The sequence below is a fragment of the Paenibacillus sp. SJS-P3 genome (assembly GCF_056711585.1).
The window spans coordinates 2,683,952-2,696,321 of sequence record NZ_CM160043.1 but is presented as its reverse complement, the minus strand read 5'-3'; the positions used below and the strand labels follow the sequence as shown (position 1 = coordinate 2,696,321).

Annotated in this window: 9 protein-coding genes; 7 read left to right on the top strand and 2 right to left on the bottom strand. The window is 60.3% G+C overall.

Annotated features, from left to right (window positions below):
* Positions 1-8 precede the first annotated feature (8 nt).
* Positions 9-1,442 (bottom strand): MASE4 domain-containing protein, encoded by a 1,434-nt coding sequence (locus tag AC06G8_RS12405; protein WP_480283021.1) that lies wholly within the window; start codon positions 1,440-1,442, stop codon positions 9-11.
* A gap of 206 nt (positions 1,443-1,648) precedes the next feature.
* Here AC06G8_RS12405 and AC06G8_RS12400 point away from each other — a divergent pair, with 206 nt between their 5' ends.
* On the top strand, positions 1,649-3,898 hold the full coding sequence (locus AC06G8_RS12400; protein WP_480283020.1) for a heavy metal translocating P-type ATPase: 2,250 nt from the start codon (positions 1,649-1,651) through the stop codon (positions 3,896-3,898).
* A gap of 109 nt (positions 3,899-4,007) precedes the next feature.
* The gene (locus AC06G8_RS12395) at positions 4,008-4,703 is read left to right on the top strand and encodes an MOSC domain-containing protein (RefSeq protein WP_480283019.1); all 696 of its coding nucleotides are present in this window, start codon (positions 4,008-4,010) and stop codon (positions 4,701-4,703) included.
* Between the two features lie 64 nt (positions 4,704-4,767).
* On the opposite strand, the gene gluQRS is transcribed toward AC06G8_RS12395, so the two are convergent.
* Positions 4,768-5,739 carry a tRNA glutamyl-Q(34) synthetase GluQRS gene (gluQRS, locus tag AC06G8_RS12390; protein WP_480283018.1) on the bottom strand — a complete coding sequence of 324 codons (972 nt, stop codon included), beginning with the start codon at positions 5,737-5,739 and terminating at the stop codon, positions 4,768-4,770.
* Positions 5,740-6,253: 514 nt separating this feature from the next.
* On the opposite strand from gluQRS, the gene AC06G8_RS12385 reads away from it, so the two are divergent.
* The 5 genes from AC06G8_RS12385 (at position 6,254) to AC06G8_RS12365 (ending at position 12,028) form a co-directional block, all read left to right on the top strand.
* Positions 6,254-7,255 carry a hypothetical protein gene (locus tag AC06G8_RS12385; protein ID WP_447661087.1) on the top strand — a complete coding sequence of 334 codons (1,002 nt, stop codon included), beginning with the start codon at positions 6,254-6,256 and terminating at the stop codon, positions 7,253-7,255.
* A gap of 118 nt (positions 7,256-7,373) precedes the next feature.
* On the top strand, positions 7,374-8,324 hold the full coding sequence (gene corA / locus AC06G8_RS12380) for a magnesium/cobalt transporter CorA (RefSeq protein ID WP_480283017.1): 951 nt from the start codon (positions 7,374-7,376) through the stop codon (positions 8,322-8,324).
* A 242-nt stretch (positions 8,325-8,566) separates the two neighbouring features.
* On the top strand, positions 8,567-9,130 hold the full coding sequence (locus AC06G8_RS12375) for an RNA polymerase sigma factor (protein ID WP_076355475.1): 564 nt from the start codon (positions 8,567-8,569) through the stop codon (positions 9,128-9,130).
* Complete coding sequence (locus AC06G8_RS12370; protein WP_480283016.1) at positions 9,127-10,683, top strand: ABC transporter substrate-binding protein; 1,557 nt, start codon at positions 9,127-9,129, stop codon at positions 10,681-10,683. The genes AC06G8_RS12375 and AC06G8_RS12370 overlap by 4 nt, the downstream gene beginning before the upstream one ends.
* Entirely contained in the window at positions 10,670-12,028 is a 1,359-nt protein-coding gene (locus AC06G8_RS12365) for an ABC transporter substrate-binding protein (RefSeq protein ID WP_480283015.1), read from the top strand. The genes AC06G8_RS12370 and AC06G8_RS12365 overlap by 14 nt, the downstream gene beginning before the upstream one ends.
* The last annotated feature ends 342 nt before the right edge of the window (positions 12,029-12,370 follow it).

The following is a 12,370-nucleotide window of genomic DNA, read 5'->3' as shown; positions in this document are numbered from 1 at the left end:
TCATGATATTATTCCTCTTCCGCAGCGGTTGCCCGATTGCGGCCTTCGGCCTTGGACTTGTAGAGGGCGCTGTCCGCACGCGAGATCATTTCCTCGCGGCTCCAAGCTTCTCCGCGATTGCTCGTGCAGCATCCGATGCTTGCGGTGATGCGCGGGGCGACGAGAGAGGATTCATGAAGGATGTCTGCGTCCTGGATGGCATCCAGAATCACATGCGCCATGCCGAGAGCTTCCGCGCGGTCGGAGTATGGAAGCAGGACCGCGAATTCCTCGCCTCCGTACCTGGCGGCGACACCTTTGCCGTCCCGGAGACAGCCGTCGATGAGCTGAGCGACCTTCTTCAGGACCAGATCGCCCTTCTGATGGCCGTATCGGTCGTTGTACAGCTTGAAGAAATCGATATCCAGCAGCAGCAGCGAGCATGGATGCCCCTTGAGGCGGGATTCCTGAAGCATGCCGTCGAGCAGCTCGTCGAATCTGCGGCGGTTCGAGATGCCTGTCAGTCCGTCGAGGTTGGTGAGCAGCGTCAGCTGCTCGTTCATGGCGCGGAGCTCTTCCTGGGATTCGACCAGATCCTTCTGCTGCTTGACGAGCCGGACATACAGGCGGTTGACCTCGTAGATGATGGCGCAAATGAGCACGAGGGCGGACACGAGCGAGTTGAATCTGGACATGTACCAGCCGAACGTATACCTGGAGCCGGCAGGCAAGGAGACGACGATGTCCATCAGAAACGCCAGGAGGGCGACGCTCAGCCAGAGGCTGAGGACGGTTTTTCCTTTTTTCATCCCTACAAGCAGGATCAGGGCAAGGACATTCAGCATCAGCATGAGCGGCTTGACGACGACGTTCGTGAGATGATTGAACTTGTCGTGCTGCACGAGCACCGGCAGGCTGTCATGGGCTGATGTCGTCACGACAGGGGCAGCCGCGACGAGGATGAGGATGCCGGAAGCCAGCATGAAAGCCCACAGCCTGTTCCGGCTCCGTTCGACGGGCCGCTTCTCCCAGCGGTCGGCGAGCAGATAGGAGATGATGCCTGCAGGGAAGCCGGCATGCCAGCATACCCACAGCCAGGAAGAAGTTTGGGGGCCGGCGGACAGCATTCCATTTTCCGTGAAGACGCCGGGATACGTCAGGATATAGGGGATCATGATGAGGACCGTGAACAGGTAGGTGCAGGCCAGAATAAGAATCGAGAGGTTGCCGATGGCTCTGTACTGGCTGTAAAGCAGATGGGCGGTGAGCAGGTCTCCGAACAGGAGCCAGGCGATGAAGGCGGGCAGGAAGGGCTTGACGACCGACAGAGAGAGATCGCCGAATGGCAGTGCCGCCGCCGAGATGAGAAGCAGCAGCAAAGTCGCCGAAATCGCGGCCGCGTATTGCCTGCGGGTGGTGACGATCGTCAGCACTTGATTGGAATAGGGAAGCTGTTCGTTCATGGTCTTACTCCTCCGGGCTCGCTCATCCGGGTTGAATGGGGGCGCGTATATGGACTTCTGCATGGGATTCGCAAGCAGAGCTAGAACCTATATCGGCAGCAGTCCCGCAAATACTGAATCGGAAAGGAATGAAGGACCGGCGGCAGCCATATAGTTGATAGGGACGGTTCTATGAATCTAGCTATCGGCAAGGGAGGAGCGCCGGGATGAACGAAGGAACGACGGCCGCGCTGGATCTCGGCATCCAGGGCATGAGCTGCACCGCCTGCGCGGCAAGGATCGAGCGGGCGCTGGCCAAGATGGAAGGAGTGACGGAAGCTTCCGTCAGCTATGCATCCCGCATGGCCTGGATCCGGTATGAGGCCGGCAGGCAGCAGCCGGATGCCATCAAGGAAAGAGTCCGCCAGCTTGGCTTCGCGACATCCGAGCCGGGAGACCGGACAAGCCATATGAAGGAAATGGCGGAATTGCGGAACCGCTCGCTGCTGTCGCTGCTGCTGTCCGTTCCGCTCTTGTGGGCGATGGTCTCGCATTACAGCTGGCTGGGCGGCGTTCCGGTTCCGGCGCTGGTGAGCAATGCATGGGTCCAGCTTGCTTTGGCGACCATCATCCAGCTATGGATCGGGCTTCCTTTTTACCTCAACGCCTGGAGCGCGCTCCGCGAACGGACGGCCAACATGGACGTTCTGGTCGTGATCGGGACGTCATCGGCGTATCTGTACAGCCATTATATCGTCTTCACCCAGGGAATCCGCGGCGCTGCCAGCACAGGGGAAGGACATGGAGCTCTTCTTCCCGTCTACTTCGACACCGGGGCCATCGTCATTACGGCGGTGCTTCTAGGCAAATACATGGAATCTCGCTCCAGCGCCAGGGCGCTTCGCGAAAGCGACGGGTATGCCAAGCTGGCTTCGCGCGACGTCACGGTCCAAAGAGCCGATGAAATCAGCCGCATTCCGGCCGAAAGCGTCCGCGACGGGGACATCGTGCTCGTCGGTCCCGGCGAGCTGATTCCGGTCGACGGCATCGTCACCGGCGGCCACTCGGAAGCGGACGAGTCGCTGCTCACGGGAGAGAGCCGCCCGGTGCCCAAGCTTCCGGGCAGCCTCGTATGGGCAGGCACGTTCAATCGCGGCGATACGCTGCGAATCCGGACGGAGAAGACCGGAGAAGGCACGATGCTCAGCCGGATCGGCGCGCTGCTCCGCCAAGCCCAGGCAGCGAAGACGGGAATCCAGAAGAAGGTGGATGCCTGGTCGGCCCGGTTCGTTCCCGTCATGCTGCTGCTTGCCGCGCTCACGTTCGTTGGCTGGCTTCTCTCCGGAAGCGGCGACAGCCTGCGCAGCGCGATGCTGAGCGCGCTGTCGGTGCTGCTCGTCGCCTGTCCTTGCGCGCTTGGACTCGCTACGCCGATCTCTCTGGTCATCGCATCCGGCAAGCTGGCCCGCCAAGGGATCGTGCTGAAGGAGGCGGGCGCGCTGGAACGTCTGGCCCAGCTGGATACCGTCCTGCTGGACAAGACAGGCACGCTTACGGAAGGGCGTCCCGGCGTGACGGCCGTCCATGCTCCCGCTACCGGCTTCGGCCCGGCTGCCGTGCTGCGCCTGGCCGCCGCGGCAGAAGGAGATTCGCGCCATCCTTATGCCCTGTCCATCCGAGGGGAAGCGCGCAAGCGGGGAATCGTCATTCCGGCCGTGGAGCAAGCTCTCGAATGGCCCGGGTTCGGGGCGGCGGCGACCTGTACGGAAGGACGGGCCGCCATCGGGGGCAGGCAGCTCGCAGCGCAGGAGCGCTGGCAGGGCATGGGGGAAGCCGCTTCATTCGCGCAGGCGCGGGAGGAGTCCGGAGAGACGGTGCTGTTCGTCTCGCTGGAGGGTACATGCATCGGGGCGGTCGCGCTCGGCGATCGGCTCCGCCCATCATCGGCTCGTGCCGTCGAAGCGCTGCGGCAGGATGGGCTGGAGCTTGTGCTCGCTACCGGGGACAGCTCCGGTCCGGCCGCCGCCGCGGCGCGCGAAGCCGGCATCCGCAAGGTGAAGTCCGGCATGCTTCCGGAAGGCAAGCTGGAGCTGATCCGCTCGCTCCAGAAGCAAGGACGCGTCGTGGCCATGGCGGGCGACGGCTGGAACGACGCTCCGGCTCTGGCAGCCTCCGACGCTGGATTCGCCATGGGAGACGGCACGGACGCCGCTCTTGACGCCGGGCATATTACGCTGCTGAGGCCGAGCCTGACCGGAATTCGGGACGCGATCGGAGTCAGCCGGCTGACGGTGCGCAATATTCGGCAGAATCTGGCGTTCGCGTTTCTCTACAATGCCGTCATGGTCCCGGTGGCTGCGCTCGGCCTGCTGGAGCCGTGGATGGCCGGCGCCGCGATGGCGCTCAGCTCGGTGACCGTCGTCGCCAATTCGCTGCGGCTGTCGGGAGGCATCAGCCGGCTGCTGTCGAACCGCTGAGGCGGAGGAGGCCGATTGGACCATGACTTTCAGGGGTAATATCATTCGGTTTATAGCAGGCACGCCAGTCTATCGGCATTGAATCCCCTTTTGGGAAGGAGGAAGCGGCATGAAAACAGAGCACGCGGCGGGATATCTCATCTCCATCCAGACAGGCCGGCCGCAGCGTCTCGATTTCAAAGGGCGCTCGGTCTTATCCGCCATCAACAAGACGCCGCGCTCCGGCGCGGTGACGGTTCGCTTCCGCCAAGTCGACGGCGACTCCCAGGCAGAGCCTTCCGTCCACGGAGGTCCGGACAAGGCGGTGCTCATGTTCTCGGCCGACCGTTATCCTTATTGGGAGAACAAGCTCGGAATCGAAAGCAGGCCGGGTTTGTTCGGAGAGAACTTGACCGTGGCCGGCCTGCATGAAGAATTCGTGTGCATCGGGGACAAGCTGCGCATCGGAGCGGCCCTGCTGGAGGTGACGGAGCCCCGCCAGCCCTGCTACAAGCTGGGAGTGTGGCTGAATCAGCCCAAGCTTCCTCTATGGGTGAAGGAAACCGGGTATGGGGGGTATTATCTGCGGGTTCTGGAGGAAGGCGCGGTCGAGGCCGGCAACGCGGTCGAGCTGCAGCGGCATCCGCTGCAGGTGACGGTGAAGGAAGCCTTCGATGTCTTCTACGACCGATCTTCGGACTGGAGCGCCAAGGCGGAACGGGTGCTTGCCGTGGAAGCTCTCGGATCGGATTGGCGGCAGGCTCTGCGGAAGCGGTTTGAAAAAGGGGCTGTCGTCCTGCCCGTCGAGCTTCCGGAGCAGGCTTAGCGAACGTTTCGCCGCATGGTTGATTCCTTCATTTTATGCGGCAGTCATTAGACCGCAGGTATGGTTACGGAATTGCGATCAGCCGCAGGTCCTCCTCGCGCACGACGACAGGCGCCGCGGGGACATTCTCCAGGCGGAAGGCCGGCGCCAGCTCGCGGGCGGCGAGGGCTTCCGGGCGGTCCTGAAGGCCGCTCCAGTAGGCGAGCAGGCCGACGACCGCTTCCGGCCTGGCGCCTGATTCCCGGATGGCGGACAGGGAGATGCCGCCATGGCGCTTGGCCAGCCGCTTGCCGTCCGGTCCCATCAGCAGCGGAACATGGGCGAACCGGGGAGGAGCGAAGCCGAGCGCTTCATAGAGCAGCAGCTGGCGGGGAGTGGAGTCCAGCAGATCGCTCCCGCGCAGCACATCAGTCACGCCCATCAGGGCATCGTCCACCGTTACGGCCAGCTGATAGCTGAAGATGCCGTCCGCCCGCCGGACGACGAAGTCGCCTCCTGCGCCCGGAGCCGTATGCTGATGTCCTGCGGCCAAGTCTTCGAACGACACGACGCGCTCGGCATCGACGGCCATCCTCAGCGAAGGCTCTTTGGCCTTGCCGCGCTCCTGCCTCTGCGCCTCGCCAAGATGCCTGCATGTTCCCGGATAGGCGGGGCCTTCCGACGAGAGGCCATGAGGAGCGCTGGCGACGGAGGCGAGCTCCGCACGGCTGCAATAGCAAGGGTAGAGCATTCCCCGAGCCGCCAGCTTGTCCAGAGCTTCCCGGTAGAGAGGAAGCCGCTCGCTCTGCGTGTACGGTCCGCGGGCGCCGCCGATGTCCGGGCCTTCGTCCCAGTCGATGCCGAGCCAGCGCAGATCCGTCAGCGCCGCTTCCGCGTACTGTGATCTGGAGCGAGGGCCGTCGATGTCCTCCATCCGCAATAGGAACGTTCCTCCTTGGGCTCTTATTTGCAGCCATGCCAGGAGGGCGGTCCTCGCATTGCCCAGATGCATGAGTCCCGACGGGGTCGGAGCGAATCTTCCGATTGTGGCAGCCATTTCATCACTTCTCCTTGCCTTGCGTGCTTATGCCGTCAATTAAGGCGGCCAAGTCCGATTATGCTTGGTATAATAGCATTAGCCGCCGCGGTCGCACAATGGCAGGGAATGAATTCGGCCGAGCTGGATAAGGCTTTTTGAACCATAGCTTCGTATGCATGGCAATCAGGGCATGCCGGCAAGGCCCGGCGAGCAGTTGGAGTCAGACCTTGCCAAGGCCTGGCGTGCAGTTTAAGTCGGCCATGCCAAGCAAGGCCTGGAGTTCATTTAGAGCCAGGCATGCCAAGCAAGCTCTGGAGTTCATTTGGAGCCAGGCATGCCAAGCAAGCTCTGGAGTTCATTGGAGCCAGGCATGCCAAGCAAGCTCTGGAGTTCATTGGAGCCAGGCGTGCCAAGCAAAATCATTTACATAGGAAACCGGGCCATTCCATACATAGAATTTTTCATCCTTGTTCATAGCCGGGATGCCAGCGGGCGAGGAAGGCCGGGAATGCCGGAGGAGGAAGCGGGAACAATGACCGATAAGAGCGCTGATTTCAACCGCCTGCCAGAAGCGGGAACGGACAGCGAGCTTCGAAGCCTGACGAAGCAGCTGGAGGAAGCGGAGCGCGCCGCAGCCGAGCTTGCCTTTCACGAGAAGCGCAGGGACAAGCTGCGCCAGGATATTTTCGCTATGGAGCGCAAAATTTTCGAGCTGGAGGATATCAGCCGCAAAGAGCATGAGGATGTGGAGCAGCTGTCCCGCCTTGGCTGGAGCGCGTTATGGCTCAAGTTGACGGGAGGTCTTGAAGAGCAGCGGGAGCTGGAGCGGCAGGAGGCGGCCGAGGCCCTGTTCCGCTTGAAGGAAGCCAAGGAGCAGCTGGACAGGTTGAAATCCGGACTTTCGGAAGTCGGCCTCAAGCTGGCGGAGTACATCGGCCCCGCCCGCATGCTTCCCGTCCTGAAGCAAAGGAAGGAGGAGCTGATCCGGCTGCGCGTTCCGGAAGCGAAGGAGGAGCTGGAGAGGCTGGATACGGAGCTGGCCGGGAAAACGAGCCTGCTGGCCGAGCTTCGTGAAGCATGTACGGCCTGCTCCGATCTGAACGGCAAGCTGCAGCAGGCGCTGTCCAGCCTCGAGTCGGCTTCCAACTGGGGCACCTACGATATGCTTGGAGGAGGCATGATATCCACGCATATCAAGCATCGGAGGATGGACGAAGCCCAGGAAGCTCTGGGGGCCGCACGCAGCGCAGCAAAAAGGCTGGAATCCGAGCTGAACGATCTTGGGCGCGAAGAAGCGTACCGCATTCCGGTCGGCAGCGGAGCCAGGCTGGGCGATTATTTGCTGGACGGATTTCTGATGGACTGGTTCGTGCAGAGCAAGATAACGGCTTCCAGGGAAAATACCCGCGAGCTGCTCGTCGAAACCCGCGCTCTGTACCGTTCGCTTGATGGGGACCGGACTCGTCAGGAGTCGGAGCTGTCCGCTCTCCAGCGGCAGCGGGAACGGCTGATCATGGAGGCCGGCCGGGGATAGAAGCTGCGGCTGAAAAGGCTGGAAGCGTGGATGCCAAATCAGGTAAAGTAGCAATGACTCACAAAAGCCGGAAGGCATAGATCCCGAAAGCGGGATTCGCATAGAGAGGAATACACAGATGATTCGAGTCATGGCGATGGATGCGGCCAAAAAAGTGCATAAGAATATAAGCCTGGACGATCTCGATGCGATGGAGGCGGTGTGGTACTGGGTGGACATGGACCGGCCGAGCGCGGAGGAGATTTCCTTGCTGGACGAACGATTCCATTTCCATCCTCTGGCGATCGAGGACTGCCTTCACCTGCTGCAAAGGCCCAAAGTGGACCACTACGAGGATGTCCATTTCTTCGTCATGCATGCGCTTATTCCAGAGACGCTGCATGTCGACGAGGTGAATCTGTTTCTCGGATCGAACTACGCGGTGACGTTTCATTTTGCCCAGTCGCAAGAAGTCGACGAGGCCTGGGAGACGCTCGCCATTCATCCGAAGCATCCCGGCAAGGGCCATCTGCTCGCAGCCTACAGCGTGACGGACAAGCTGGTCGACCGGTATTTTCCCGCCGTATACGGCATCGAGGACCAGCTCCTCGACGCCGATCTCAACAGCTCCGGCTACTTGAAGCAATCCGGCATGGACGAGATCTTCACAATAAGGGCCAAGCTGCTGAAGCTGCGCAAGACGATTGTGCCGATGAGAGATCTGCTCTACCGCCTCACTTCCACGGAAGCTCTTCCGAGCTTCAAGGACTTCAAAGCGTTCTATCTGGACATCTACGACCATCTGCTGAAGCAGACCGAGACGCTGGAAGCCTGCCGCGAGATGACGGCCGACCTGCGCGACAGCTTCATGAGCTACAATTCCAATCGGATGAACGGCATCATGAAGACGCTCACGGTCATTACGACGATCTTCATGCCGCTGACCTTCATCGCAGGCGTGTACGGGATGAACTTCGTCAAGATGCCAGAGCTGGAGTTCCGCTACGGCTACTTCATCGTGCTGGGAGCGATGGGGCTGATCGCGCTGGCCATGTTCGCCTGGTTCAGGCGCAAGGGGTGGTTCGACTGAATGCAGACACCACAGAATTGCGGTTCATGCCTAAAAATGGACCTCATGCCGGCGGCGAGCCTTTGCCGAATGTTCATGCTCGCCATCCATGATCAAGCAAGGCGGCTTCTTTCCATCCGGAAAGGAGCCTTTTTCCATTAAATCCCCCTTTTTTCGGCAGCTTTCGATAGGATAGGGAAAGAAGCAGAAAATAAAGGGAACCATTTCTTTCCTTTCCCGTCCACTTACCCGAGGTGAACCTATTGGAATTCGATTATTTGCAATACACGGCCCCGGAGTACAATGCGGGCTCTGCGCTGGATCAGCTCATGAAGGCGTATGGCAAGGACGTCTGGAACTTTGCGCTCATGCTTACCCGGAACCGGGATCTGGCTGACGACATCGCCCAGGATGTCTTTCTCAAAGTGTATGAGAAGCTTCCCGAGTTCAGGGGGCAGAGCTCGGTCAAGACGTGGATTTTGACGATTACCCGGCATGCTGCGCTTGACCATATGCGATCCTCCTGGGTACGCAAGGTGATGCTGCTGGATTTTCTGCCTGGCGGCCCTTCTCATCCTTCCGCCGAAAAAGAGCTGCTGCGGAAGCTTCAAAGCGAAGAAGTGTGGCATGCGGTGCTCAGCCTGCCGCTGAAGCTGAGGGAGCCGCTGCTGCTGGTCTGTCACTACGGGATGACCATGGAAGAGACGGCCGGGCTGCTCGGCGTCGCCAAAGGAACCGTGAAATCGCGGCTTCATCGGGCACGGGCGGCCATGAACCGCAAAGTATCGGCTAGCGAAGCTCTGAATGTGGGGGGCGAGTGGATATGAACCATTGGGAGAAGTCATTGTCCGGCTCCTTGCCGGTCGCGAACGGGTTCACCTCGGAACTTGAACGCAAAGTGAGGGAGCGGGTCGCGATGGAAAAAAAGAAAAGCCGGAAAGCATGGCTGAGGGTGCTGCCGCTGGCAGCGGCGGCTGTGCTCGTCGTCGGGCTGTGGAGATTCGGAGACGTCCGGCAGCCGCTGCAGGCGGAAGGGATCGGAGCGTTGTCGGACGACGCCTTCGCGGACAAGGAGTTTACCTTGAAGGTGTATGGCGGCAGCAGCATGAACGTCGATACGCTGAAGCGGCAATTCATCATCCGCCATCCATCCGTTGACATCAGCATGAGCGGGCTCTGGGACGGCAAGAGCAGGAGCTTGGCGGACTACCGGAGCGCTCTCGATCGAGGAGAGGATGTGCTTGTCGTCCCGACGGCCATTTACAGGCAGCTGGCCGCCGAACGAAGGATTCTCCCGCTGGAGCCTTACATCCTCAAGGACAAGCTTGATCTCAGCAATATGCACGCGCCTGTGCTGGATGCTCTCAAGGCCGTCGGAGGCGGAGAGCTGCAAGGGCTGGCGGGGGAATTCAGCTCCAGAGTGCTGTTCGTCAATCCGGATCTGTTCGCGAAGAACGGGGTGCCGCTTCCGAGGGAAGGCGCAACGGTGCAGGAAATTCTTGAGACCGCCAAACGCTTCGAGGGTACCGGGACGACGGGACTTGCAACGGATACGAGGGATAACGGGAATCCGGCGGAGACGGCGCTGAAGCTCGGCCAGGCCAGCGGCCTCCAGCTGTATGGTGGCGATCCCATGCTCCAGAGCTCGTATTCGGCCTTGTCCGGCAAAGGGTGGATCAAGCTGTTCGACCAGGTTGCGGCTGGCTTCCGCGAAGGATGGATCGCTCCCTCTCCTGATCTGGATTTTGGCGGCAGAAAAGGCATTCCGATGAGCGAGGTCGTGCAGAACGACTTGTTCGGCGGCGGGAAAGCGGCTATGCGCTTCGGCGATACGTCTTTCTACAGTCAGCTCGCCTCAACGGAGATCGAGCGTCCGTCCGTGGCCGGAGTGAAAAGCGAAGCCGTCAAAAGGAACTGGAAAACGTTGCCTTACGAGCAAAACATCAACTCCGTCAATGCGTCTGATCTGCTGGACATGAGCCAGATCTACGTCATCAACGCCAAAAGCGTGAACAAGGACGCCGCTTGGGAGCTGGTGAAGGCGGCGGTGCTCATGTCCAAAACGGAAAAGAATACCGACAATTCGATGGATATGCCGGTTTTCGAGGAGGCGATGAAGAGCCAGCAGGAGGAGCGGTGGAAGGCTTTTTATACGGAGAGCGGCTCGAAAAAGCTGAACGAGAACAGCTTGCCTGTGTACGATGGCGACAGCTATCTTGGCTATCTTTCGATCGAGTACGGACCGCAGATGAAACAATGGTCGCAAGGAAAGCTGTCCTCCGAGGAGGCGCTCCGACTGATCGAGAACGTTTTGGCGAGGAATCTGATCGCTCTGGAAAGGAATTTGATCAAGGAGGGGATCGTCCGTGGCGAGGACTAGACGTTTTTGGACAGCCGCGCCGTTGATCGCCGCCTTGATCGGCTCCGGCGCCATCGCTGGATGCAGCAGCTCCTCCGCAGGCCCGGCTCCGCGCCCGAGCATCAAGGTCGTCGCCGACAGCAAAAGCCAATTCGACGCCATGTACCGGGATTACATCGAAGCCGCCTATCCGGAGCTGTCTGTCGAGGTGGTGGAAATGAACCCCGATTACACGAGCTCCCTCACCCCCGAGATGTACGAAAAGGTGTTGAAGGAGCAAAAGCCGGATCTGCTCCTGACATGGGATGTCTTCTATTCCCAGCTGGGTGGCAAGCAGCTGCTGGAGGATCTAACTCCCTACATGAAAGCGTCCAGTCTCCGCAAGGATGATCTTTACGGCGGAATGCCGGATATGCTGAGCGCGGCGGGAGGCGGCAAGCTGTTTGGACTTTCGCCGGAAGTCACCTTCAGCGTTCTCCGCTACAACAAGGAACTGTTTGAGAAGGCGGGGGTCGAAACGCCCCGGGACGGAATGAGCATCGAAGAGGTGTACGAGCTGGCTGGCCGCTTCGATGGCACGAAGGTTGGCGGGAAGCCTGTGAGCGGCCTGCATATGGGAGTCAATCATACGCCTTCCGATCTGGTCGGCTCTTATCTCTATAGCGAAGGCATGTCGGATCTGAGCCCGGACGGCACCAAGCTATTATGGAATAGTCCCGAGATGGGCTCGGTCCTGGACAAGATCGTGCAGCTGTACCGGAACGGATCCTTGTCTCTGGAGGAAGACCGGGCGAAGCTCGTGAACGGCGTCAAGGTGTATGATAAGGAAGCGGTCGAGGCGGGGGAGCAGTTCGCCAAAGGCAGAGCGGCGATGACGCTCGAAAATTACGGCGGCCAGCCGTACGAATTCGAGACCGGAGAGGCGACGCCGCCGGTCTTGTCCCGGGATCGGAGCCGCAGCGCTTACATCAGCGCCGGCCAGATCATGTCCATACCGCGTTCGTCCGAACACAAGCAGGAGGCATGGAAGATCATCCGGCTCATGCTCAGCGAGCATATCGCCAAAGCCAAAATCAAGCTGGGGTACGCGCCGGTCCCGATCGCTGCCTACCCCCGATTGAAGGGCGACCCGCTGCTGGACAAGCTGTTCGGGCTTGAGCCTTACATATATCCGCAGCTCCTCAATACTCCGCAAGGATGGAACGGTCCGAAAATGCTGGAATTCGACGGCGTGTATACGGAGCTGAAAAACGAAGAAATATCCGCCGCCGCAAAGGGAAGCCAGACGGCAGCGCAGGCGGCGGCCAAAATCCAGAAGCGGGGACAGGCGCTGCTGGACGATGCGCTGCTCGCAGCTGGGAATTGACGGGAAATTCCTTGCAGGAGGAAATCTATTTAGCCGTTATGAAGCTTTGGAAGGTTAAGTCCTGGAGAGGTGAGTGACTGGAATTTCTGGACTGTTGAACTTCTGGAGCGTTGAGCTGCAGAGTTTTGAGGTTTTAAACTATAAGCCTTGAAGGTTGAGCCGTCCCGCCGGGGCGGCTTTTGTTGTCGGCGGCATGGAGGATGCATGACACTCCGCTGACAGGCATGCTGCGCCTTGTGTGCACCAAGCAGAGATTCGGCGCCGCCGCTGGAATGCCGGCTGACTCGAGAAGGCGCCTATCTCGGAGTGAATTCCGAGCCGACGGCTTGGCGCCAAGGGCTT